The sequence below is a fragment of the Maribacter sp. 4G9 genome, from assembly GCF_002742265.1.
Classification (GTDB): domain Bacteria; phylum Bacteroidota; class Bacteroidia; order Flavobacteriales; family Flavobacteriaceae; genus Maribacter.
In genome coordinates this window covers 1-25,318 of record NZ_MDGL01000183.1, presented here as the reverse complement: position 1 = coordinate 25,318, position 25,318 = coordinate 1, and the positions used below count along the sequence as shown (strand labels likewise).

The window sequence follows — 25,318 nt, the reverse complement described above, 5'->3', positions numbered from 1 at the left end:
ATGCCGCGTTTTTGGAGTGCCTTCAAAAAACCGTTGAGCTCGTCACCGGTCTTGAACTGTTTAAAAAAATTGTCGTCGAATAATTCCTCGTTCTTCATAATGGTGTGAAAATTTAAAGTTAAAAAAATAGCGGGGGCATGCCCCCGCTATTTTTTTATTTACACACTTTATGAGATAGTCCCTGCCAAACAGGCCGCATCCTTAATATTAGTGGACGATGATCTTTCCAAATTAGTAGATGCCATAGCCATTGGAAGAAAAATTTATACAAATCTTAAAAAAGCCATTCAATATGTTATATCCATCCATATTCCAATCATATTGATGGTATTCATCCCTTTAGCGCTAGGGTGGCTCTATCCCACGATTTTTTCACCTTCCCATGTTATATTGTTAGAATTGATTATGGGCCCCACCTGTTCCATCATCTATGAAAATGAGCCTATGGAAAAAAACACCATGGTTCAAAAACCCAAACCCTTTACTACCACCTTTTTTAAGTTTAGAGAGTTGGTGACAAGTATAACACAAGGGCTCGCCATTGCCCTTGTTGCTCTCCTGGTGTATCAATACGCCGTAGCGGAAGGCTTGAACGAATCTACTACCAGAACTATGGTTTTCATTGTACTTATTGCAGCCAATATCTTTCTCACTCTTGTCAACCGTTCCTTTTACTTTTCAATCATTACCACATTGAAGTATAAGAATAATTTGGTGCCGCTGATTATTGGTATTACCATCTTCATTGCAGTATTGTTACTTTACATTCCTGCATTTACCCGTTTTTTTGAATTTGAAATGCTAACTCCAAAACTATTATGGATAAGCGTACTTTCAGGATTTGGATCGGTAATCTGGTACGAATTGGTTAAATGGGGCAAACGAATAAGTTGATTCAGGATTAACAAACACTTACAGTTTCATTCCAAAAGCCAAATCACCTGCATCTCCTATTCCAGGAACAATGTACCCTTTACTATTTAGTTTTTCGTCTATGGCGGCAATCCATAAATGCGTATATTTTGGAAAAATTCTTGTAATATGTTCAATTCCAGATTTTGAGCCTATTACGGAAAGGATATGAATCCGATCTGGTTTTCCATGATTCTTCAAGGCCTCAAGAACATTTTCCAAGGTCTTCCCTGTAGCTAACATAGGATCCGTAAGCACCAAAGTTTTGCCGGACAAAGAAGGAGCGGCAAAATATTTCACAATAACTTCAAAAGCATCCTCATCGCCCCTATGATGACGATAGGCCGAAATAAAAGCATTCTCGGCACCATCAAAATAATTCAACATACCTTGATGCAACGGCAAACCGGCCCTTAGCACTGAACATAATACCAGTTTATCCTTTGGCAAGAATATTTCCTTACTTCCAAAAGGTGTTTGTACCGTGGTATTGGAATAATTCAAATTTTTACTCAACTCATAACTAAGAATTTCCCCAATCCGTTCTATGTTGCGCCTAAATCGCATGGAATCCCTTTGGATGCCAACATCCCTGATTTCCGCAATAAATTTATTTAAGAGCGAGTTTTCCTTGCCAAAATGATGTACGGTCATTGTAGAAATATTTTACTTTAAAGGTACAGATTTGAATAGGATATATTCGCCAATATTGGTCCTATCAATGACCCCTGCCAACATACCGTCATCCATAACCGGGAAAAAATTTTTCTTTTCTTTTGCGAACAGTTCCAACACTTTTACTATTTCCATTGACGCATCTACTGTCTTAAAATCTTTATCCATTACATCCTTCACTACAAGCAACGGGGTGTTTGCATGTTTTAGGACATGCTTTTGGGTAACTATTCCAACTATTTCATCCTTATCCATAACAACAAAATCCTTTTCGGCACCAGCGAGGGTGATATCCATGACGTCCTTTATTGTATGGACGGGACTTATCAATGTGATATTCGTCAAAGTCGCTTCCCTGACCAAATGACCTTCCAATAATGAATTTTGCTTTACCATTTGGTTCTCGCCATAAGCTCCAAAAAAGATGAAAAAGGCGATCAGAATCAAAAACGGATTAAATAAAAGTCCAAGAATAAAAAATAGAATCGCTAGGCCCTGACCTATAGAAGAAGCTATTTTAGTAGCTTCTACACGACCTAGTTTAAAGGACAATAATGCCCTTAATACCCTACCCCCATCCATTGGAAACGCAGGAATTAAATTAAAGACTACCAACATTACATTGGCAATAAAAAGATAGAATAAAAAATTTTGGAATGTGGTTTGGTACAAAACTTCCTCCAATACGATGGCATCAAAGTTAAAATAGCTTTTTACGGGAACTACCAAAAAAATTAAAATGGCAATAACCACATTAACAGCTGGTCCGGCAAGGGCAACCAACAGTTCCTGCCTAGGTTTTTCTGGCATCTTTTCCAACATGGCAACTCCGCCAATAGGTAAAAGTGTTATTTTTTGGGTGTTGATATTGAATTTTTTTGCGGTTAATGCATGACCTAATTCATGAAGTATAACACAAATGAATAGGACTATAATGAGGGCTTCATTAAGTAGTATTCTATCCAAATTAGACCCTCGCTGTATCTCCAGGAAGGCGACCCAAAACAACAATAGGGTAAACGTCCAATGTACTTCTATCTTAATCCCAGAAATACTCCCCAATTTTAGAACCCCTTTCATATTGTTTTGTTTTTAGACGAAAGTATTCCAGAGGTACTTTTTCAACAATGACATTGGTCATATGAGACCATTTGTCATACTGTTATATTTGAGAAAATACAGTTAAAAAGACCCACAATATGAATAGGATAATAACATTAACTGTCAACCCGGCCATAGACAAAAGCACTACGGTATCGGGAATTAAACCAAATAATAAACTAAGATGCAGCATTCCTGTCTATGAAGCTGGTGGTGGGGGTATTAACGTTTCTAGAGTTATTCATGAACTAGGTGGAACATCCTTATGTATGTATATGGCTGGAGGACCAACAGGAAACCATTTAAACGATATGTTAGTTGATTTTGGTATTCCACAACTAGTAGTTCCCATAGAAGGGTGGGTACGTGAAAACTTTGCGGTAACGGATACTTCGAATAAAGAACAATATCGGTTTGGGATGCCCGGACCCATGATCAAAGAACTAGAATGGAAAAAGACTTTGGAGCAATTGGAAGCCGTGCTCACGGAAGGCGATATATTGGTGGCCAGTGGAAGCCTCTGCCCTGGTATGCCCACCGATTTTTTTGCCAGAGTTTCTAAAATTGCCGGCAATAAAAATGCGAAATTTATTCTGGACACCTCGGGGGAAGCCTTGTTGAAAGGTGCACAGGCCGGAGCCTATCTGCTAAAGCCCAATCTAGGAGAACTCGCTAAACTCTGCGGAGTAGAAACGATTTCTTTTTTGGAACTGGAATCTATCGGCAAAACCTTTTTAAATCAAAACCCTTGTGAGGTATTAGTGGTGTCACTGGGACCTCAAGGTGCCGTAATGCTTACCGCTCAATTAGTTGAATACATTTCTGCACCCATAGTATACCAAAAAAGTACCATTGGTGCTGGTGATAGCATGGTTGCAGGAATGGTTCTTGCACTTGCCCAAGGAAAATCATTACTGGAAATGGTCCAATATGGAGTTGCTTGTGGAACGGCAGCCACTATGACAGATGGCACACAATTGTGTAAAATTAAGGATGTAGAGGAATTAAATGGTTGGATAAGTTCCAATTCAAACATAACTCAATAAATAAAAATCAACGCCTAAGTAAAACATATTCAAGCCAACTACCATGGGAACGTATCAAGTAGAAAAAATTGATAAAGATTCTAGAGCAAGGTTCATTAAAAATTTACTGAACGATATTCAGGCATTAAAAATCATGCTAAAAGATGGTATGATTGAAAGTAAGGTTATGCATATTGGTTCTGAACAAGAGTTTTGTTTGGTTGATCAGAACTGGCGTCCTACCCAGGACGCGATAAGAATCCTAAAGGCCATTGACGACTCCCATTTTACGAACGAAATTGCCCGTTATAACCTTGAAATCAACTTGGATCCTGAAGAGTTAAATGATAACTGTTTCTCAGTGATGGAAAAAAAACTGAGGTTATTACTTAACAAAGCAATGCAGACCGCCAGCAAATATGATAACAAAATTATATTAACTGGAATATTGCCAACAATTACCACACAAGAGCTTTCCATGGAGTTCATGACACCAAACATTCGCTACGAACTCTTAAACAATGCCGTAAAATTACTACGTAAAAAAGATTTTGAAATGCACATTCGTGGAGTGGACGAACTTTCCATTCAACATGACTCAGTTTTGTTTGAGGCTTGTAATACCAGTTTTCAAATGCATCTCCAAATTGCTCCAGATGATTTTGTGGCCAGTTATAATTGGGCTCAGGCAATTTCAGGCCCCGTACTGGGCATAGCCACCAATTCTTCTCTTTTGATGGGACGCGAACTTTGGAGTGAGACACGCATTGCCTTGTTTCAACAGAGTATAGATACAAGAAGTTCCTCCTATACGCTTCAAGACAAACTGGCCAGGGTCACCTTCGGTAATTCATGGGCATCGGGGTCTATTATCGATATTTATAAAGAGGACATCGCTCAATATGAAGTTATGTTAATCAATAATGTGGAAAAAGATTCGCTCCTAGAATTAAAAATTGGAAATATTCCAAAATTGAATGCCCTCAATCTGCACAATGGTACCATTTATCGCTGGAACCGTCCTTGTTATGGCGCGACTGAAAAGAATGCCCATATCCGGATTGAAAACAGGTACCTTCCGTCAGGACCTACAATTCTAGATGAAATGGCAAATTTTGCGTTTTGGGTAGGACTCATGAAATCCAGACCCGCGGAATTTGACGACATTAACAAAGTCATGGACTTTAGGGATGCTAAGGATAACTTTATTAAAGCGGCCAGAAATGGGTCCGCAAGCATAATGTTATGGAAAGGCATTGAGATATCCACAAGGGATTTAGTTATCAAGGAATTGCTCCCACTTGCATATGAAGGATTAAAAAAATGCACTATCGATCCTAATGACATCCATCGTTATTTGGAAGTCATAGAGAGAAGGGCCACTGGAAATAGTGGTGCAAGATGGAGCATTTTAAATTACCGTCAACTCAAAAAGAACATGAAACAAGATGATGCGGTTATTGCTCTAACGAAGGCAATTTATGAAAACCAACAAACATCAGCCCCTGTTTCAGATTGGCCAATGATTCCTAAAGAGTTTAAGGTGCGATCCAATGCCAGACTGGCAAAACACATCATGTCCACCCAATTGCTCACCGTCAACGAAAACGATATGGCAGATATGGCCACCACCATTATGAATTGGAAGAATATTCATCATGTTCCTGTACTGGACGACAAGAATGAACTTTGTGGACTCTTGACTTGGAGCCATATGACCGAATATCTAAAAGAACAGTCAGATTTTACCACCACCAAGGTAGGAGACCTGATGGTAAACGAAGTAATATCAGTAACTCCCGAAACCGATTTGGAAACTGTTTACGAATTACTTGAAAAAAATCATATAGGCTGCTTACCCGTAGTAAGCAAAAGCTCCCTTGTTGGTATTATTACCCTTAAAGATATGACCGAAATATAAAATGGTAAAGGTTCATAGTAAGGCACTTGATCAATCAATTGAAATTAATCGTATCCTAGATAAAATTGAGGGAAATACAGATGGGCCCACTTTAATTTTCACGGCAGGAATTCACGGTAATGAACCATCCGGCGTTTTCGCATTAGTCAAGGTGCTTGATGCTATTAAATCAAAGAATATAGATGTTCGAGGAAAGATATATGCCATTGCCGGCAATATTTCTGCCCTTGAACAGGGGGTACGATATCATCGGGAAGATCTGAATCGTATGTGGAAAGATGAAAGGGTCAAATGGCTTTTAAAGGAGGACAAAATCATTGGAAATGAAGAAGACTACGAACAATATCAGCTTTATAAAATAATTTCTCAAATTTTAGAAGAAGATAAAGGTCCCTTCTATTTTGTTGATTTGCATACCACCTCAAGCCCTACGAAACCTTTTATTACGGTTAACGACACACTCCTAAATCGAAAGTTCACAGAACATTATCCGGTACCTTTACTTTTAGGGATTGAAGAATATCTGGATGGCACTTTATTAAATTACATCAATCAACTTGGCTACGTAGCCTTTGGGTTTGAATCTGGACAGCATGATGCTCTTTGTTCCATAGAAAAGCATACCGCATTTGTATACCTCACATTAATCTATAGTGGTGCCATTCTTAGAACCGACATAGATTATAATTCCCATTATACAATTCTTGACCGTTCAACTAATGATTTATATCATGCATATGAAATTGTACACCATCACCAAATAAAAAATGGTGAAGATTTCTGCACAAAACCGGGATTTACAAATTTTGAGCCGGTGAAAAGAGGGCAACAGATTGCCACAAGTGATTCTGCACCAGTATTTACACCTATTAAAGGAAATATCTTCATGCCCTTATACCAGAAAAAAGGTGAAGATGGCTTTTTTATTATTAGGCAAATACCTTCCATTTTTCTTTCCATTTCTGCATTATTCAGAAAAATGCAAATAGATCATATACTTGCCCTATTACCAGGCGTTTCATGGGTATCAGACCAGAAAGATGCATTAAGGGTAGATCAAAGGGTAGCGAAATTCATGGCAAAAAAACTCTTTCATTTAATGGGGTATAGAAGTAGACAGGTTGATAAAAATTTCCTAGTAGTAAAGAACAGGGAGGCAATCTCCAAAAACAAGGAGTATAGAAACTCAACTTGGTATCGGAACAAATTTTAAGCGACTCATAACCTCATCAAAAAAAAATGATATTCAGGCATGATATAAATCATTGGTCAAAAAACATACAATCAATAACTTAATCTGAGCAACCATGATTAAATTGACGTACTGGACAACACAGCTAAAACAAATTATCTGAATAAAAATTTTACACCAATGGACTACTATTTTTCTACCGAACTAAAGAACTTGTCGTTTGAGGAAGCAATATCAAAAACAAAAGAGGCCTTAAAAAAAGAAGGTTTTGGGGTTTTGACTGAAATAGATATGAAAAATACACTAAAGCAAAAACTGGATGTTGATATCCTAAACTATAAAATTCTTGGGGCCTGCAATCCATCTATGGCCTATGAGGCGCTTCAGGCAGAAAATAAAATTGGTACCATGCTACCTTGCAATGTCATCGTTCAAGAGAAAGAGCAAGGAAAGATAGAAGTCGCAGCCGTAAATCCAGCTGCTTCCATGCAAGCTATAAAAAACGATGCGCTTGTTTCGATAGCGAAAAAGGTACGTGCAAAACTTGAACAGGTAATTCAAAACCTAGCAAATGAATAGGTTTAAGGCCAATCAAACACCTTTAACCTACGGCACCACTAATGTAGACGAATATAGCTGATGAATTCTTCGTTTACCTTTAAGTATATGAATATACTGACCAAGATCATTTTAATATATTTTATTGATAATTAACTTACCGGTTAAACTAGTAGGATAAAATAAGGATGAAAACCTTTTCAGCAAATAATATATGCCAAAGTTGTGGTTTGCCCATGTACCACTTGTCTGATTTTGGCACCAACGAAGACGACACGATAAATACAGATTATTGCCATTTCTGTTTTATTAAAGGAATATTCATTGACCATGGAATTAGCTTGGAACAAAAAATTTAAAGTATTATAGTAAACGCCCATAAGGCAGGCATGACCTTAAACGAAGCCAGACCTTTAGCCCTCTAAACTCCTTAAGTAATTAAAGAATTATAAAGTTTACATTTTAATACTCGGGCTATAAATAGTTTTTCCATGAACGTTGAAATAATCTTTTAGTTCGCTCTCTTTTGTTAGAATATGAAAATTAAAAAGCTTGGATTCAAATAGAATAGCACTATGCCTACCATTAAAGGCCTTTTCTTTATTTCTATTTAAACATTATGGAATAATAAAAGAATGGTCTATGCTAGAACAACTTTGTGTGCTTCGTCATATTAGAATCAGCTTCCATATTTAATTAAAATTGCCATCTGACCGGCATGGTGATTGGTGTGGGAAACGATTCGCCCAAAAGCCTCAGCTTTTGTCTTTGTCCCAAATTCCTTGGTGGTTACCAGTGTTTCCCAATCCATGTCTCGCTGTTGTTCCACAATAGCCTTTAGGGTATTAAATGAATAAGAAACATAATTATTAAGTTCCGAAAGATTGGTCCATTCACCCGTATCGGTTGAGGCTATTACCGTTTTAGCAATGACCTTTACTCCAGACGCACCAAAAACATTCTTTGCAAAGAGCAATTCCACGTCACCAATGTGTCTAATCAGAAAACCAACACTATTTACTGAAGGCGGAAGCTTCTTTTTTAAGTCTTCTTCCCTGAGAATTTCAATTTGCTTGGTAAACCGAGTTCTGGCTTCGGTCCAAAGTTCTAAAAATAATTGTGTTTTTGATTTCATCTGTCATTGGCTAAATATCCCTTGTATTTTTGCAGCCCTAAATTAACCATCTGAACAGCGGCCGCACTAGTCATGGTCGCCCCGGAGATTCCATCTATAATTACGCCATCATCAATCCTTTTCTCTATATTCTGTTGAAGAGTAAAGGAATGATATTCTAAGTCTATTTTTGATCCTACAAACTGATCTTCAAAAGTCCTTTGTGTCATGGCCGATCCATAACCATATGTTTCCGACTTATGGTCAAATTCAATATTTTTGATTTCCAGGGTCTTTCTATCAATCAAGACCTTGGCCCAAATAGCTCCTCCAAATCCTTTTCCCCGTATTGATAAAATAGCGGTATCCGTATTTTTAACTTCAAATATTGGCAAAGCATCTACGGTATTGGATTTTATCAATTCCTTATACAAACGAATGCCTTCGTTCATGTCAATATCCGTTATCGTTCCTTGGTCATCAATTTTTTTAAACACGAATAATGTGTTCATATCACTATTGTGAGAAAAAGTAGAATCGGCAAAACTTACTATTTCCTTTTGAACTGCTGATAAGCCTTCCTTTTTAGGCAAATCTTGTCTAGTATTTTCGCTATCAGGCATATTTGCCTTAGGTTCTTCCTTACAGCTGATAAATAAAATAATAAGCGACCCAATAATCCAAAATGCCCTCATGATTAAGTTTTTAGTTCGATAAAAATGGAAATATATTATCCTTTTTTGAGAGAAATAATTGCTGTTATCACAAATCCCATACCTATGCCGGATAAAGTACATGCAATCATAATAGGTGGCGAGCTTTGTAAAAAGGCAAATCCTACACGCACTCCTAGCTTGGTCATTCCACCTACTGCCCAAGCACTCTTATCCTCTTTTTTTGTTTTCCAAGATGCCACATATATATACTAAGTTTTAGTTGGCTAACATACCTCCATCGACTATGTGCATACACCCTGTAACCATTTTACTATCCTCAGAAGCTAAGAAAAGGGCCATGTGTGCTATTTCATTTGAATCTACATAACGACCAAAAGGAATCGTAGCTTCAAAACCTTTAAGAACCTCCCCAGGGTTTTCAGGAGATATGTCCTTTTCTATCCTCCTCATCATTTCATTGTTTACCGGTCCAGGATGAATGGTATTCACTCGAATTTTGTTAGAAGCAAACTCGAGTGCAGCAACTCTCATTATACCAATTATAGCATGTTTGGTGGCTACATAGGCTCCCAATCCCGCAAAACCCTTTAGCCCGGCTACTGAGGAAGTAATCACCACACTTGCGCCAGCCGTCATTGTAGGAACAACATATTTGCAACCATACCAAACCCCTTTTAAGTTTACGTCAATAACATTGTCAAAAATATCATCAGGATATTCCACTATTGGCTTTGAAGTTCCTTCTATACCGGCATTGGCGAAAAAAATATCAATCCTATTATGGATTTCCAAAGTGTGTGCAACCATCTTTTGGTTATCCTTGGGTTTGGAAACATCAACAATACAATAAGACAAGTTTTCGTGATTTATTTCACTACTAGCCTTCTCCAAGGCTTCCTTGCTAATGTCAGCAAGGACCACCATGGCACCTTGCTCCAAAAACAATTTCGCAGTTGCTATTCCTATTCCTCCTGCCCCGCCCGTAATAATGGCTACTTTATCCTTTAATCGCCCCATAATCTATTTTTCTTTGGAAATCTGTTTTAACTCTTAGATGGAATCCCTTATTCATTTTTTTAATCCTAGTTTTCGTATTTCCCATCCTTGATCTTTCTTATATACAGCAACAAGATTTTCCGCTAAATACTTTGCGCCAATTGTAGGTACTTGATATCGTTTTTTGGTCATAAGGATATTTTGCCGACGTTCAAAATATTCATCTATTTCACCAGAGGCATCCAGCAACACATCAAAAAACTTAAACTCGTAAATATCAAGTTTGAACTCGTTTTTACCTTTTAATGTCTTATCGAATAGGACCCCAGTGGTGTAGCCATTCTTAAAAGGGAAAACGTTCAAAAATTGGGGTTCTATGATTGTGTTTCCTTTTGTGTCCATAAATCCATAAACGGGAATACCATCCTCCACATTCTTTGTAATTACACATCTACCCTCTCGAAACATAGGATAACGCACTCCTGAAATATCGGGCTTGGAGGTATCGGCATCATTGTTCCAATAAACATCATTTCTAAAGTCAATTACCAAAGTTCCGGTCTCATCAATGAACCCCCACTTTTCACCTTGCCGAACAGCTGCCAATCCTTCACTAAAAGGGGCTATCTCATCAATACCCTTGAGCTCTTGGGCTATTAAGGCAATAGGCAAAATCAACAAAAAAGTCAATAATAAATGTTTCGTTCTCATGATTTATATTTTAACATTCGTTTAAAATTAATACTGTAATAAGCACCTTGAAATGATTTAAATCATTTTACCAAGAAGGAGGCCACTTTACTTTTGTTGAAGAATCAAAATATGTTTGTTATGACCGTAAGTATTCAATACATAGACATGCCTGAAAGTGAATCATTGAGTGCAATAGTAACCCGAAACCTCCATAAACTAGCGCATAAATATCAATTCATAATTCGTGGGGATGTTTATTTTAAGTTAGGTCAAGGAACCGATGGTAATGATAAAATTTGCGAAATAAAGCTAAGCGTACCTGGTCCACAAATTTTTGCAAAAACCATTGAAAACAATTTTGAAAAATCCGCAGCAGAAAATATTGGTGATCTAGAGCGGCAATTGAGAAAACGCAAGGAAAAATTTAATAGGCGTAAAAAGGCCATTTAGTATGAAAAGAATTTTGGTGCCCGTAGATTTTTCCGAGACTTCCTCTTATGCCTTGGAGATTGCAGCGCAAATTGCAAAAAGGCAACAGGCTGAAATTGTAGTGTTGCATATGCTGGGTCTTTCAGAGGCCGTGTTGTCTAAAAATGAAATACAGGAATATGAGGAGGCCAGATATTATATGGAACTTGCCAAAAAGCGATTCATACCTTTTTTGGACAAACCTTATTTGAAAAATGTTAGAATAAGGCAAATTGTTCAAAACTATAAGATTTTTAAAGAGTTCAACGCGTTGGCCCAAGAACAAAAGATTGATTTAATAGTCATGGGGTCACACGGCACTAGTGGGATAAGTGAAGTGTTGGTTGGATCAAATACCGAGAAGGTAGTGCGTACTTCAAATGTGCCGGTGCTCGTAGTAAAAATGCAAAACCCAGATTTCAAGATCGAAAAAGTGCTTTTTGCTTGTGACTTTTCTGAAGATGTTATATTGGCATTTAAGAATATTCAGGCTTTCACAAATAGTTTTTCCGCTAAATTGAAACTCATTTATATCAACACACCATATAATAGTTTTAAAAGCACAAATGAAATCGAAGAAAAAATCTCAAAATTCTTTTTTAAGTCCAATAATGCATCACAAGAAGTGGTGATATATGATGACTACACCATTGAGCAAGGTTTATTGAACTATTCCCAAAAAGGCAATTTTGATTTACTTGCGGTACCTACTCACGGGAGAAAGCCTTTTTTACACTTTTTATTAGGTAGTAGAAGTATAGGTGAGGATGTTGCCAACCATGCCAATATACCTGTTCTCACCATTAAAATTTAAAATCCTGAAATAATTCCATACGAATCAAAACTATTCAAGCTATTTCAACAACAAGTCAAGCTTTGCCAAAATTATTAGTTCTGATTTGTTTTTTCCCGCAAAAGAATTAGCAACTGCTCTTGCAGTTTTTTTTGCTGTAGCCTTTATTTCCTCCGTAAAAGCGTGTGGGTGTTCTTTATAAAATTCCTTGAATTCGTCAAAACATTCCTCACTGCTTTTGGTATACTCCATGAGTACATCGAAAACAATTTCTATTTGATTTGCGGAATCGGTGCCATACCTATCGGTAAAGTCATCTAAAGACAGCCAATCTTCCTTTACAATTTCTTTCAATTTATCCCATTCCTTAACATGAACGCTACCGTCGCTTATCGCCACGGCATAAAATAATTTGCCTAAATTTTCATAGAGCATGTTCATTGTTCTAGAGGTATTTTTCATCCTTTTTTTTCTTTAATCACTTAAAAGTATCATATACAACATATTTAGCATATGACAAAAATCAGTCTAATATCTTTATATTTGATTTATGCATGTTTTCAAGAAAAACAGTAATATTTTTAACCTACTTTCAGAAGGGGTTTCCGAGGGTATTATCGTAATAAATGAAGAGCATACAATTGTAGCGACCAATTCTTCAGCCGAGGAAATGTTTGGATATGGAAAAGAAGAACTCATTGGAAAACCTTTAAAAATTCTAATCCCCAATCGATTCCACAACCATCACGAAACCCATGTTCAAAATTTTATTGCCAAAGGTGAAAAACGCCAAATGGGCCATGGAAGGTATTTATATGGTATTTGTAAAAATGGCCACGAGTTTCCCGTTGAGGCAGGTCTAAACCCTTTTGACCTGTATGGAGCCACCTACACCATGGCACTGGTCATTGATATTACGGAACGTAAGAGAATAGAGAAAGAACTTAGCCTCTGGGCACGGATTTTTGATGAAACCCTGAATGAGATTTATGTTTTTGATATTGATAGCCTCAGATTCATCAACGTAAACAAGGAAGCCCAGCGAAATTTAGGATATAACATGCAGGAACTGGTCGAGATGACACCTTTGGACATTAAACCTGACCTCAACCTTTCAGAATTTAGGTCTTTGGCTAAGCCACTCCTGAATGATGAGATGGGCAAGATAGATTTTGAGACCAAGCACCTAAGAAAGGATGGTACTTTATATCCGGTAGAAGTCCACCTCCAACTTTCCCTAATGGGGGAGGATAAAGTCTTTTTCGCCATCATTTTGGATATAACCGAACGCAAGGGTTATACTGAAAAACTTGAAAAAACGGTAGAGGAGCGAACAAAACAGTTGACAAAAGCCTTGGCCAAGGAAAAAGAACTCAACGAATTAAAAACACGATTCCTATCCCTCGTTTCCCATGAATTCAAAACCCCTTTGAGCAGTATTTTAACATCCATTACTTTATTGGGAAAATATACCGAAACAGAACAACAGGAAAAACGTGATAAACACGTAAATACTATTAAAAACAAAGTAAAATACCTGAACGCCATTCTCAACGATTTTCTATCCGTAGAACGCTTGGAATCCGGAAAGGTGAACTATAAGAACGAAATCTTTCCTTTGAGTAAAGTAGTGAATGAAGTAATTTATAACGCTAACATGTTACTCAAATCCGGACAGAAAATTCAGTATCCCGATAACATAGATGAAGCTATCGTATTTTTCGATGAAATGACATTGGAATTGGCACTTTCCAACTTGGTACATAATGCCATTAAATATTCCCCGGAAGATTCCATTATCGATTTAAAATTGGAAATTGAGGAGGAATTCGTTGTTATCAAAGTCATCGATGAAGGAATTGGAATTCCAAAAGAAGATCAAAAACATATATTTGGCCGGTATTTTAGAGCGGAAAATGCCTTGGTTACGCAGGGTACAGGAATCGGTCTGAATATCTCAAAACAGCACCTTGAAAACTTGGGGGCTAGTCTGGAATTCTCGAGTAAGATAAATGTTGGCTCTACCTTTGTTTTGCGAATCCCTAAAAACTTAATCCCAATTAGAAAATGAAACAGATTCTATTAATTGAGGATGATAAGGCACTTAGAGAGAATACTGAGGAGCTCTTAGAGCTTTCGGGCTACTCGGTACTAACTGCTTCAAATGGACAAATAGGTATACAATTCGCAAAGCAAAACTTACCGGACATCATAATTTGCGACATAATGATGCCTTTAATAGATGGATATGGAGTTTTGAAGGAATTGTCTTCCGATGAAAAAACTAAACATATCCCATTTATTTTCCTATCCGCCAAAACAGAGCATAAAGAAATCAGAAAAGGGATGGATCTAGGTGCGAACGATTACCTAACCAAGCCATTCGAAGAAGAAGAATTGATTAGTGCCATTGAAAGCAGATTGGCCAAGGCACAACTTTTGAACCGTACGCTCGATTCAGAAACTACGGAACAAGCGATTTCAAACGATGAAATGCGCACGTTACATGAACTTAAGAACTTTTTTGATGATAATGGTGAGGTAGTGGATTTTGTTCCAGGTGCTATGATTTATAAAGAAGGTTCACGGTCAAATAAAATTTATCTTATTCTAAAGGGGCTGGTCAAAGGCCATTGTATGGATGCAGACGGCAAGGAACTCACAACATCGTTGTACAAAGCAGATGATTTCCTAGGTTTTACCTCCTTTTTGAACAATATTCCCTATCAAGAATCCGCAACAGCTTTGGAACAAGTGAAGCTTGCCGGTATTTCCAAAGAAAACCTCAGGGAGATTTTAGGAAAAAATAAAGATGTATCTCTAGAGCTAATGGAGTTGTTTACTGAGAACATCTCCATAATAAAAGCAAAGTTACTTCAAATGGCCTATAGCTCCGTTCGCAAGAAAACAGCACTAACTTTATTACAGTTCGCGGAAATCATGAAAACAAAAACTGACAAGCCTATTAAAATTTCTAGAAACGATCTTGCCAGTGTGGCAGGAATAGCTCCTGAAAGTCTAATACGCACCCTTTCCGGTTTTAAAAAAGAGGGACTAATCACCATTGAGGGCCGTAACATCAAAATCCTGGAACTAGAGGCTTTACAATATGTCGATTAGTCTATATGATTGCAAAATCATAACATTAAATAATCTGACAAATATCATATAGTAGGTTTATTCAATGTTCTATTTTTGTGTGCCAGACCAATTGAATGAAGCATATTTTAATACCCACAGACTTCTCCGAAAATTCTTGGAACGCACTAGAATATGCGATATATTTTTTTAAATATGAGTATTGTAGCTTTTATATACTGCACGTTGGAGAATTGAGCAAATCAGAAATCAAGAATAATTCTTTTGTATTTCCTCGAAAAACTTCAAGTCCTGTAATACGGGAGAAATTGAAATCACTCTTCGAAAGAATTGCCGATGTATCTACAAATGACAAACACCATTTTTTAGCACTTCAAGATTATGGGAATTTTATAGATATTGTGCGTAAGACAGTAGAAGCAAAGAAAATAGACCTTATAGTGATGGGTACTAAAGGTGCTTCTGGTATAATGGAAACAATTGTGGGTAGTAATACCGGGGATGTTATTGCCAAAGTGCTTTGTAATGTATTGGTCATACCCGAAAATGCTTCATTCATTACTCCTCAAAAAATTGCCTTCCCTACAGATTATAATCTGTATTACACCTATCCCATTTTAAAAACCATCACAGAACTATTACGCATTACAAATGCCAATCTCCGGGTTTTTAATGTGGAACAATTTAATATCCCATTAACTGACCAACAAGAAAAAAACAAAGACTACCTGAAAGATTATTTAGAAGAGACATTTCCTAAATCACATAGTTTTTACAGTGTAAAAAGCAAGGATATAAAATCCAGTATTCTAAATTTTGTTTCTGATAACCAGATTGATATGTTAACCATGGTCGCCAAGAACCTAAATTTCCTTCAACAAATCCTATTCGACACTACTATCGAAAAACTTAGTTTTCACACCACCATACCAATGTTGGTATTACATGAATAAATAAGACTATTTTGATTATTGCGAGACCATTCCGTTAGTTTGATTTCACTTCTATCTACAAAGAAGTATTTTTAATATTGTCATTCTTCAATATTTATTATCGTATTTGGATTCAAAAAGTGGGTTGTACATCCTCTTAATTCAATTTGACATAAGTACCTCAAATACAAACAAAAAATAATCATCCCATTAAAAAAATCATGGCAAAATATATTGATTGCCCTGTTTTAACAGCAAATTATACAAATGATGGGTTAAAAAGGCAATTCTTTAAACCAACCTTGGATGTAAAAAGCTACTAAAATTGAACTTGGGGCAGTGCTTAGTGAAATGGTGCTAGCATTGTAATCATAAACCCTAAGGCGATTAAAATTATCCGCTTGATCATTACAGCAAAATTCATTTAATTTCCTCAAGGACCAGAATATAGCTCAAACTATTCAAAATCTTATAAGAAAAAATTTAGGTGATTTTATCGAGCTTACGAATTTCAACCGAGTTCTAGGTTCCGTAGTCCCTGTTTAATTTAAATTTAAAAACACCTTAACCGAATGACCTTTGTCATTTGATAACATCCTGATCACAAATACCTTTAAGTAAAACATTTCGGAAATGAAAAATATACTGATACCAACAGATTTCTCTGAAAACGCTTGGAATGCCGTTACTTATGGATTGGAGTTATTCAATAAAACATCTTGTACATTTTATATAGTTAATGTTCACCCAATAGCTGCATACTCTGGTGGTGAGCCAGCAATGTACCTTTCTCCTCAATTACTTGAAGATAGTATCTTAAAGGAAAGCAAAGCAAAGATGAACCACTTGCTCAAAAGAGTGGAACATCTTCCAATAAACACGAGACATACATTTAAGACTGAGGTTTCTTATGGTTTTTTTACAGATCACATAAAAAAAGAAGTCATAGACAAAAATATTGACTTGATTATCATGGGAACAAAAGGAGCCACCGGATTAAAGGCCATTTCTATGGGTAGTAATACAGGTGATGTAATTACAAAAGTACCCTGTGCCGTTTTGGCTGTTCCTGAAAATGCAAAGTATAGTAGACCTAAAGAAATAGGCTTTCCAACAGACTTTCAATTGGGCTACAATTGGAAAGTGATGCAAAATCTAAAGGAATTGATTATAACAAATAACTCGGCCATACGGTTTTTATATGTTTCGTCCAATGAAGAAAGATTAAGCGAACAACAACAAAAGAATCGACAATTTTTAGAGGATTATTTTACGGATATCGAAATCTCTTTCCATACCCTCACAGGTAAAAAATTAGATGAAACCATTCAAAATTTTATAGAATGTCGCGATTTGGATATGATTGTGATGGTGGCGAAGCATTTGAATTTTATAGAACGGATTCTTTTTAGGCCTACGGTTGAAAAAGTTAGCTACCACACTACAATTCCATTTTTAGTGCTGCATCATTAAATAATCAAAAACCTCTGTTGTATTTGTTCAGAAATAAAGCCTGAAATCCTAAAATTAAAGAAAATAAAATGTCATTATGGACAAAAGAATATTAATTCCTACGGATTTTTCAAAAAATGCATTAAACGCCGCTAGATATGCCCTTGACCTTTATGCAAAATTGAATTGTGAATTCTATTTTCTAAACGTTTTCAGCCTGGACAGCTATACGACCAAATCACTATCTTTTCCTGAACCTGAAAGCGCGGAATACAAGACTGCACAAGAAAAATCCCGAGATTCCTATTTAAAACTTTTGGATATATTGAAGCTAGATCACGATAATCCCAAGCATTCCTTCTACACTATTTCCGCCTTTAATTTTATTTCTGAAGCAATAAAGCAAACAATTGCTGAAAAAGATATTGATTTAGTAGTAATGGGTACCCAAGGAGCTTCTAGGACAAAGGGCGTTATTTTTGGGAGCAATACGGTAAAGGCAATGGAAAAAATCAGAGAATGTCCGGTATTGGCCGTACCCAAAGATATACAGTATTCAATCCCAAAAGAAATCGTTTTTCCAACAAATTATAAAGCCACTTTTAAACGACGGAAACTGAACTATCTTATTGAAATTGCAAAAATGAATGAGTCGACCGTAAGAGTGTTATATGTAAGTATAGACCACGATTTAACTGATTTACAAGAAAGCAATAAGCATTTGTTGGGAGATATTATGGAACCTATAGAGCATAGTTTTCACAACCTAACGTCAAACGACGTATCAGAAGGCATAACTTCATTTGTTGAAAGTAGGAATAGTGATATGATTGCATTCATAAATCATAAGCACTTTTTCTTCAATAGCGTCTTCTCGAAGCCTTTGGTAAAGGAAATTGGATATAAGGCCATTGTACCAATCTTGGCCTTGCACTGATATCAAAGTACTCTTACAAAAAGTAAATTGAAGTTATTTCGAATATTTTAAAGTAATTTGGAATACCCACCACCGAAGCAAAAAACTGTTGCCTTGGTGCGATCAAGTACTTTGAGAGTGATAAAATAAATTACTTTTAAGCCCTCAACAACTAAAAATCCAATTAATCTTTTCGCAATCTAAAATAAACCAATAATTACATTTAAATTATGGTCGATTTTGACACTATGTTTAATTTGTAAAAACGTCCCTACCAAAACAAACCTTAAATGAAAACTATTTCCATTATCAAAAAAAGCATATTTTTTATTCTATTTGTTACCCTTTTTACAGCAAACCTGATTGCTCAAAGTTCATCTAATAAATATGAGGATTTGGTCGCTCTTTTTAAGGAATGGCGAGCCTTTGAAAATCCGCCTTTACGGGATGGAGCCCCGGACTATACCCAAGAAACCTTTGACAGTAGATGGCCGGTCTTCAAAGCCCTTCACCAAAAACTACAGGAAATGGACACCATGGGTTGGAGCATTCCCCACCAAGTGGATTGGCGCATTGTACATGCCGAAATGAACGGCTATGATTTCAACCATCGCATCCTAAAACCATGGCAACGCGACCCCGCCTTTTATTCCTCCATTTGGACGGCCCGTAGCGACGTACCGGCTCACGAGGGGCCAACACATCATGCCATCATTGATCTATGGACCTTTGATTTTCCATTGAACAAGGAACAGCGAGCCAAATTATTGGAACAACTGACCGTAATCCCTAGCTTGAACGAGCAGGCAAAACTGAACCTTACAGGTAATGCAAAAGACCTTTGGATTGCTGGAATTCGCGATATCAAAACACAGGGCAAAAACCTGGAAGATATGAAGCAGCTCCCGGGAATAGCAAAGGACAGAAAATTGATGAAGGCCATACAGGAAGCGATTACCTCCACAGATGGGTTGGCAAATTGGTTGGAGGCCGAAGCCTCCTCAAAAACGGGTCCTTCAGGTATTGGAAAGGAAAATTATACCTGGTACCTGCAAAATGTGCATTTGGTTCCCTTAACTTGGGAAGATGAGGTAATGATCTTAAAACGTGAACTTTCCCGAGCTTGGTCGGCCTTAAAACTTGAAGAGCACCGCAACAGAAACCTACCGGAATTGACAGATGCCAGTTCCCCAGAGGAATATGACCGTCGGGCCAAGGAAGCTGCCAAAAGCCTTCTCGATTTTTTGGACTCTAATGAAATGGTGACCGTAAAGGACTATTTTGAACCCGCCCTCAATGCACATTTAGGCGCATTTGTGCCCAAAGAAAAACGAAACTTTTTCTGGATTACGGCGCATTATGATCAACGTCCCCTCTATTCACATTTTTACCACTGGTTTGAACTGGCGCGAATGGATACGGAACCCCACGAAAGTGAAATCAGACGAACACCTTTGCTCTATAATATTTTCGATTCAAGAAACGAAGGTACGGCCACTGCTGTGGAAGAAATGTTCATGGATGCCGGACTCTATGACGATTCCCCACGTTCTAGGGAAATCGTGTACATCATGATCGCACAACGAGCCGCTAGAGGCCTTGGTTCTTTGTATGCCCATGCCAATATAATGACGATGGAGGAAGCCGGCGGAATCCACTCGGAATACACCCCTAGAGGGTGGATGAAAACCGAAAAGGAATTGTTACTTTTTGAACAACACCTCTACCTAAGACAACCGGGCTATGGAACCAGTTACATTACCGGAAAATATTTATTGGAAAACACCTTGGCCGAATACGCAAGAGTGAAAGCCGCCCAGAATGAACCGTTTGAAATGCGTGCTTTCTTTGATGAATTGAATTCGGTAGGCAGTATACCCATTTCCTTGGGAAGATGGCAAATGACCGGCGTTAAAAACTACTTGGGACTCGACTAGTTTGTAAAAAAGAATGCCGTAGTCCATGACCGATACCAAGCCTAAAAAACTATCCCGACAAATGGGAATTCTGGCCCTTACGGCGACAGGTGTCTGCTCCATGTTGGGTGCCTCGATCAATGTGGTGCCTTTTATGATCCAACGCAATGTACCCGGCATTGGCCCCTATGTATTACCGGCCTTTGCTTTTGCAGCAATACCGGCACTATTTGCAGCTTTGGCTTATGGGATACTGGGTTCGGCCATGCCAAGAGCAGGGGGTAGTTATATTTATGCGAGCCGCGGTCTCAATCCCTACCTAGGTTTTGTAGCAAGTTTTTCGCAATGGTTCGGGCTTTCGATTGTCATTGGTGTTATTGCCTATGTGACTGTTCCGTTTGTAAGGGATGTAACTTTGGCTTTGGGTTGGCAGGGCATATCCAATAGTCTGGAAATAGGATGGATCAGGGTATCCATTGCCTTGGCCCTTATTTGGTCCTTTGTCGCTATCAATATTAAAGGTATAAAAAGCTATGAGCGTATTTTACTGCCCATGATGTTCTTGATGTTCGCTTTGGGCGGGATTGTAATTGTCGCGGGATTGATTTACGACTCCTCTGATTTTCTAACCGCACTACAAGAAAAAACAGGAAATACTTTCGAACCCATAAAAAGGATCACTTTTGACTGGCGGATATTTTTATCGGCCGCAGCCTTATTATTTTCCAGTTTTATCGGGTTCGATTCCATTGCGCAAGCGGGCGGGGAGGCCAAAAACCCGACAAAAGCCTTACCTACCGCCATTCTATTGGCCATTTTTGGCGTAGGCCTTTTTTATTTTTTATTCGCCGCATCGGTGTACCATATTGTTCCATGGAGTTTTGTTGCCCAAGAGGCCTTGGAAAAAGATATATCCGCACCGGGTCTGTTAAGCTATGTTTTGCCCTCCGGTTTGGGAATCGCTATTTTGGTCGGGGCCGCCATTGCCCTGATCAATGATCTGCCCGCCATGCTTTTGTCAGTCTCCAGGTTAATGTTTGCCTGGGCAAAGGATGGTATTTTTCCAAAGGCCGTTTCGCGGATACACCCTAAAAACCATACCCCGCACATTGCACTTTTGGTAGCCGGTGGTATGGCCAGCATCGGGGTTTTGGGATCTCATTTTGCGGGTGACTTCTTTTTGGGCATCGATATTATGGTCACCTCCATGATGATCAATTTCTTGTTGATGTGTATCACTTTGGTCTCCATCCACAGCATGAATCCCAATATAGCCAATGGAATCTCGGTCATAAAAAATAGGAACTGGCAATTGTGTATCGGTTGGCTAGGCATTATTAGCCTAACGGCATTTTTAATAATTCATACCTATAAAGATCTCACCGTTAGTGCCAGTGCCTGGTATTTTCACTCCACCCCTATCTGGTTGATCGTTATGGCTTTGGCAAGTGGTATCTTTGGGTATAATTGGGGCCGCTTAAAGAAGAACAAAACCGATATTGCAACACGATTTTTAAAACTCCCTGAAGAATAACAAATGCGAACAACGATACAATTAGCTGATGGTTTAGAAATTTCAAGAGTGGTTACCGGGCTTTGGCAAATAGCCGATATGGAGCGTGATGGCACTACCCTGGACCCATTGGCCACCTCAAAATACATGCAAACCTATTTGGATGCCGGACTCACTTCTTTTGATATGGCAGACCATTATGGATCTAGCGAAATTATTGCGGGTACGTTCAAAAATAGCTTGGCCGACAAAAACCAAGTACAACTATTCACCAAATGGGTGCCCAAACCCGGGAAGATTGCCCGGGAGGATGTTCGGGAAGCGGTAAACACCGCATTGGATAGAATGCAACAGTCTTCTATTGACCTCATGCAGTTTCATGCGTGGTACTATCCGGATGCCAGTTGGTTGGACGGACTTTTTTACCTGAAGGAATTACAGGAAGAAGGACTTATTAAACATTTGGGCGTTACCAACTTTGATGCCGCCCATTTACGAATAGCCTTGGCCAGCGGTATCCCAATTGTAAGCAATCAAATTTGCCACTCCTTGATAGATCAACGCGCCATGGGTAAAATGGCTGATGTATGCAAAGAATACAATGTGAAATTATTGGCCTTTGGCACCTTGGCCGGTGGATTTTTAACCGATAAATGGTTAGGAAAACCAGAGCCTTCAGAGGAAGCATTGACCACCTGGTCACAAATGAAATATAAACGTTTTATCGATGCCGCAGGTGGATGGCAATCCTATCAAAGCGTATTACAGACCGTAAAAAACGTAGCCGAAAAACACCATGCATCTATCGCCAATATCGCTACAAGGTACATCCTTGAGAATCCGGCCGTAGCTGCCGTAATCGTTGGAGCTAGACTGGGTGAAAGCGAGCATATCCAGGACAACAGAAACATGTTGGACATCCACTTGGACTCTGCCGATTTAGACGCTATCAAAACGGCACTGAAAGCCTTACAAATGATACCGGGCGACTGCGGGGATGAATATAGAAAACCGCCGTTTTTGACCGCATCCGGAGACCTCAGCGATCACTTGGAAACCATTCCGAAAGCTTTTACCCCCATTAAAACAGGCAATCATCGCGAGCAGATTTTTAGCGGAACCGAATGGGAAGAATACGCAGGGTATTGCAGGGCCATAAAAATAGACAACCGAATCCACGTGTCTGGCACAACGGCCACGCATGGCAGTAAAATGATCGGAGGTACCGATCCTGCTGCGCAGACGCATTTCATTATCGATAAAATCGAAGGCGTCATCACTTCTTTTGGTGGTACGCTAGCCGATGTGGTTCGTACCCGTATTTTTGTTAACCAACTAACCGATTGGGAGCTCGTGGCACGTGCCCATGGGGAACGGTTCAACGGCATCAATCCGGCAAATACCTTGGTGGAAGCCAAATTGGTAGGCGATGGTTATTTGGTGGAGATCGAAGCGGAGGCGGTTTTATCCTAATTATCCTTTTAAATAATATCAGAGTTTGTACATCTACTACTTCAGATATGATTTTTTGATATCGCTTTCAAAAGATGGCCAATAAGGCCGTTGTCAATACGTTAACTTTCATTCGTAATGTTTTCGTTACCGTCAAAAATAATTGACTTGGCCGGATTTATTTGGAGTTATCCCCAAGAAGAAATCCACGCCTATCTGAAGCGATTGGTCCAAGCGGGCTTCGCCAAAAGAATTTTATACGGAACGGATTTAATGATGTGGCCCGGTCTATTGGAAACTTCGATTGGTGTTATTGAAAATGCCGGTTACCTTTCTGAAGACCAAAAACGTGATATATTCTTTAATAATGCAGTACGATTCTTTAACCTGGATGCTTCCAAATTTGAGTAACCAAAAATCTTTTTAATACCAACCATTTTTGGGCCGAATTCCATCATCTATAAAAACGGATGCATTCGGCCTTTTTCATTATTTAAAGTATTTTTATTTACCCTACTGGAGGATTCATTCTCCTTAAGGTATAATCCACAAAGGCATTGATTCCGTACTCCCATCGGGGAATCTTATTCGTCATATTGACCCAATTGGTCAGTTGACCCAATTTAGGCGATGCGATAACTACTTTATCATTTAACTTATGGGTAAAGCCCATACCTTCTGCGTCCCTGTCCAATGTGGGGGCGAACATCGTTCCGCAAAATAGTACAAACCCGTCCGGATATTGATGATTGTCACTCAAGACTTGGGCTACCAATTCCTCTGGTGACCTGCTTATTTCGCCCATATCACTGGAATCCTCCAGAATAAATCCATCCTTGCCTTCAATTTTTAAAGATACCTTGGAAGTCTTTACGTCTTCCAGCGTAAATGTTTCGTCCAACATTCTGAACAAAGGCCCAATTGCACAAGAGCCGTTTTGGTCCTTTGCCTCGCCCAACAACAAGGCGCTTCTGCCTTCAAAGTCCCTTAGATTAACGTCGTTCCCCAATGTTGCACCTACAATTTCGCCCTTGTTGGTAACCACCAGTACCACCTCAGGTTCGGGATTATTCCAACCGGAATCATGGTGTACACCAACTTCGGCACCGTAGCCCACGGCCGAAAAAGGTTGGGATTTGGTAAAAACTTCAGCATCGGGGCCAATGCCCACCTCCAAATATTGGGACCATATTCCTCGTTTCTTTAATTCCTCCTTCAACTTCATTGCATGCGCCGAACCAGGTCTTACGTTATTGAGTCCTTCCCCAATGGTAGCCGTAATCTCTTCCCTGATCTGATTTGCCAGTCGAGGGTCCCCCTTTGCCTTTTCCTCAATGACACGTTCCAAGAGACTTTTAATAAACGTAACCCCGCAAGCCTTTACCGCCTGCGTATCGTTTGGTGCAAGAAGGTAGGGTTTGTTCCCATCCCTGTTTTGGTAAAACGAATTGTCCAAAATTTCTTCCAGGTTTCCCACCTTCGAAATGTTGGGGTCATCCGTGTTCAAAACCTTCTTATAGGAGCCATCATTGACCAGTTCACTGGTGGATTTGTAATAATGTGATACGTCATAGACCATCCCCTTATATGCCCAAATGACGTGCGGCCCCGCTATATTATTATAGGCTATTTTTTTTTGAATGTAACATCTTCCTATCCATGTGCCTTCATTTGCCATTCCTGGAATTATCTGATTATTTTCCATGTATTCCATTGATAATTAATTTTTTACTGATTGTCCGTTTAGTATCATAATCCCGTAATATTGGCAATCACGAGCCTATCGAATAGTCTTTCCTCGAAATATCTCCTATTGAGTTTATAAACGAACTCGTTGAGATAGAGCTGAAGATATTTCCCTTTGATCTTATGGTAATTGCCCAAGAGGTTCCTTTTGGCATTGCTTATGGTTA

Annotated in this window: 27 protein-coding genes; 17 read left to right on the top strand and 10 right to left on the bottom strand. The window is 38.6% G+C overall.

The annotated features are described in order from the left end of the window. Window positions 1-210: 210 nt before the first annotated feature. A complete protein-coding gene (locus BFP75_RS19430) occupies window positions 211-894 on the top strand; it encodes a cation transporting ATPase C-terminal domain-containing protein (protein ID WP_240531848.1) in 684 nt (227 codons plus the stop codon). An 18-nt stretch (window positions 895-912) separates the two neighbouring features. Here the strand turns inward: BFP75_RS19430 and upp are convergent, their stop codons facing one another. Continuing rightward, window positions 913-1,566 carry a uracil phosphoribosyltransferase gene (upp, locus tag BFP75_RS19425; RefSeq protein ID WP_099546991.1) on the bottom strand — a complete coding sequence of 218 codons (654 nt, stop codon included), beginning with the start codon at window positions 1,564-1,566 and terminating at the stop codon, window positions 913-915. 12 nt (window positions 1,567-1,578) lie between these two features. Continuing rightward, window positions 1,579-2,667 carry a site-2 protease family protein gene (locus BFP75_RS19420; protein ID WP_099546990.1) on the bottom strand — a complete coding sequence of 363 codons (1,089 nt, stop codon included), beginning with the start codon at window positions 2,665-2,667 and terminating at the stop codon, window positions 1,579-1,581. 119 nt (window positions 2,668-2,786) lie between these two features. Between BFP75_RS19420 and BFP75_RS19415 the strand changes: the two genes are divergently transcribed. From BFP75_RS19415 to BFP75_RS22765, 5 genes are all read left to right on the top strand, one after another. Then, window positions 2,787-3,734 carry a 1-phosphofructokinase family hexose kinase gene (locus BFP75_RS19415; RefSeq protein ID WP_099546989.1) on the top strand — a complete coding sequence of 316 codons (948 nt, stop codon included), beginning with the start codon at window positions 2,787-2,789 and terminating at the stop codon, window positions 3,732-3,734. Window positions 3,735-3,777: 43 nt separating this feature from the next. Then, window positions 3,778-5,634, top strand: a complete 1,857-nt coding sequence (locus tag BFP75_RS19410; RefSeq protein WP_099546988.1) for a CBS domain-containing protein — start codon at window positions 3,778-3,780, stop codon at window positions 5,632-5,634. 1 nt (window position 5,635) lies between these two features. Further along, window positions 5,636-6,847, top strand: coding sequence for a succinylglutamate desuccinylase/aspartoacylase family protein (locus BFP75_RS19405; RefSeq protein ID WP_099546987.1), 1,212 nt, complete (start codon window positions 5,636-5,638; stop codon window positions 6,845-6,847). Between the two features lie 159 nt (window positions 6,848-7,006). Next, on the top strand, window positions 7,007-7,405 hold the full coding sequence (locus BFP75_RS19400; protein WP_099546986.1) for a DUF302 domain-containing protein: 399 nt from the start codon (window positions 7,007-7,009) through the stop codon (window positions 7,403-7,405). Window positions 7,406-7,572: 167 nt separating this feature from the next. After that, window positions 7,573-7,743 (top strand): zinc ribbon domain-containing protein, encoded by a 171-nt coding sequence (locus BFP75_RS22765; protein ID WP_099546985.1) that lies wholly within the window; start codon window positions 7,573-7,575, stop codon window positions 7,741-7,743. 320 nt (window positions 7,744-8,063) lie between these two features. Here BFP75_RS22765 and BFP75_RS19390 read toward each other — a convergent pair whose 3' ends face one another. Genes BFP75_RS19390 through BFP75_RS19370 form a run of 5 tightly spaced genes read right to left on the bottom strand, consistent with a single transcriptional unit; the run spans window position 8,064 to window position 10,882 of the window. Further along, the gene (locus tag BFP75_RS19390; RefSeq protein WP_099546984.1) at window positions 8,064-8,519 is read right to left on the bottom strand and encodes a DinB family protein; all 456 of its coding nucleotides are present in this window, start codon (window positions 8,517-8,519) and stop codon (window positions 8,064-8,066) included. Beyond that, window positions 8,516-9,193, bottom strand: coding sequence for an FMN-binding protein (locus BFP75_RS19385; protein WP_165776644.1), 678 nt, complete (start codon window positions 9,191-9,193; stop codon window positions 8,516-8,518). Before BFP75_RS19385 ends, BFP75_RS19390 begins: the two co-directional genes overlap by 4 nt. A 35-nt stretch (window positions 9,194-9,228) precedes the next feature. Beyond that, entirely contained in the window at window positions 9,229-9,414 is a 186-nt protein-coding gene (locus BFP75_RS19380; RefSeq protein WP_099546982.1) for a hypothetical protein, read from the bottom strand. Between the two features lie 16 nt (window positions 9,415-9,430). Next, complete coding sequence (locus tag BFP75_RS19375; RefSeq protein WP_099546981.1) at window positions 9,431-10,192, bottom strand: SDR family NAD(P)-dependent oxidoreductase; 762 nt, start codon at window positions 10,190-10,192, stop codon at window positions 9,431-9,433. A gap of 51 nt (window positions 10,193-10,243) precedes the next feature. Beyond that, a complete protein-coding gene (locus tag BFP75_RS19370) occupies window positions 10,244-10,882 on the bottom strand; it encodes a WG repeat-containing protein (RefSeq protein WP_099546980.1) in 639 nt (212 codons plus the stop codon). Between the two features lie 120 nt (window positions 10,883-11,002). Between BFP75_RS19370 and BFP75_RS19365 the strand changes: the two genes are divergently transcribed. Together BFP75_RS19365 and BFP75_RS19360 are read left to right on the top strand one after the other, a co-directional pair. Further along, window positions 11,003-11,314, top strand: coding sequence for an HPF/RaiA family ribosome-associated protein (locus BFP75_RS19365; protein ID WP_099546993.1), 312 nt, complete (start codon window positions 11,003-11,005; stop codon window positions 11,312-11,314). Between the two features lies 1 nt (window position 11,315). Further along, window positions 11,316-12,146 (top strand): universal stress protein, encoded by an 831-nt coding sequence (locus BFP75_RS19360; RefSeq protein ID WP_099546979.1) that lies wholly within the window; start codon window positions 11,316-11,318, stop codon window positions 12,144-12,146. Between the two features lie 39 nt (window positions 12,147-12,185). Here BFP75_RS19360 and BFP75_RS19355 read toward each other — a convergent pair whose 3' ends face one another. Next, window positions 12,186-12,587 (bottom strand): hypothetical protein, encoded by a 402-nt coding sequence (locus BFP75_RS19355; RefSeq protein WP_099546978.1) that lies wholly within the window; start codon window positions 12,585-12,587, stop codon window positions 12,186-12,188. A gap of 88 nt (window positions 12,588-12,675) precedes the next feature. Between BFP75_RS19355 and BFP75_RS19350 the strand changes: the two genes are divergently transcribed. The 9 genes from BFP75_RS19350 to BFP75_RS19310 all read left to right on the top strand — a co-directional run bounded on the left by BFP75_RS19350 (window position 12,676) and on the right by BFP75_RS19310 (window position 23,816). After that, a complete protein-coding gene (locus tag BFP75_RS19350) occupies window positions 12,676-14,196 on the top strand; it encodes a PAS domain-containing sensor histidine kinase (protein ID WP_099546977.1) in 1,521 nt (506 codons plus the stop codon). Beyond that, window positions 14,193-15,245, top strand: coding sequence for a response regulator (locus tag BFP75_RS19345; RefSeq protein ID WP_099546976.1), 1,053 nt, complete (start codon window positions 14,193-14,195; stop codon window positions 15,243-15,245). Before BFP75_RS19350 ends, BFP75_RS19345 begins: the two co-directional genes overlap by 4 nt. 95 nt (window positions 15,246-15,340) lie before the next feature. Continuing rightward, on the top strand, window positions 15,341-16,177 hold the full coding sequence (locus BFP75_RS19340; RefSeq protein ID WP_099546975.1) for a universal stress protein: 837 nt from the start codon (window positions 15,341-15,343) through the stop codon (window positions 16,175-16,177). Window positions 16,178-16,789: 612 nt separating this feature from the next. Next, window positions 16,790-17,629, top strand: coding sequence for a universal stress protein (locus BFP75_RS19335; protein WP_099546974.1), 840 nt, complete (start codon window positions 16,790-16,792; stop codon window positions 17,627-17,629). A gap of 76 nt (window positions 17,630-17,705) precedes the next feature. Next, window positions 17,706-18,545, top strand: coding sequence for a universal stress protein (locus BFP75_RS19330; RefSeq protein ID WP_099546973.1), 840 nt, complete (start codon window positions 17,706-17,708; stop codon window positions 18,543-18,545). 269 nt (window positions 18,546-18,814) lie between these two features. Further along, entirely contained in the window at window positions 18,815-20,461 is a 1,647-nt protein-coding gene (locus BFP75_RS19325; protein WP_099546972.1) for a hypothetical protein, read from the top strand. A 25-nt stretch (window positions 20,462-20,486) separates the two neighbouring features. Continuing rightward, window positions 20,487-21,974, top strand: coding sequence for an APC family permease (locus tag BFP75_RS19320; RefSeq protein ID WP_099546971.1), 1,488 nt, complete (start codon window positions 20,487-20,489; stop codon window positions 21,972-21,974). Window positions 21,975-21,977: 3 nt separating this feature from the next. After that, complete coding sequence (locus tag BFP75_RS19315; protein WP_099546970.1) at window positions 21,978-23,426, top strand: aldo/keto reductase; 1,449 nt, start codon at window positions 21,978-21,980, stop codon at window positions 23,424-23,426. A 117-nt stretch (window positions 23,427-23,543) separates the two neighbouring features. Beyond that, window positions 23,544-23,816: an amidohydrolase family protein gene (locus tag BFP75_RS19310; RefSeq protein ID WP_240531847.1), complete on the top strand. Its 273-nt coding sequence runs from the start codon at window positions 23,544-23,546 to the stop codon at window positions 23,814-23,816. A 97-nt stretch (window positions 23,817-23,913) separates the two neighbouring features. Here the strand turns inward: BFP75_RS19310 and BFP75_RS19305 are convergent, their stop codons facing one another. Beyond that, window positions 23,914-25,119 carry a fumarylacetoacetate hydrolase family protein gene (locus BFP75_RS19305; RefSeq protein WP_099546969.1) on the bottom strand — a complete coding sequence of 402 codons (1,206 nt, stop codon included), beginning with the start codon at window positions 25,117-25,119 and terminating at the stop codon, window positions 23,914-23,916. A gap of 35 nt (window positions 25,120-25,154) precedes the next feature. After that, on the bottom strand, window positions 25,155-25,318 hold a 164-nt coding region (locus BFP75_RS19300), incomplete at its 5' end, for a transposase (protein ID WP_165776643.1).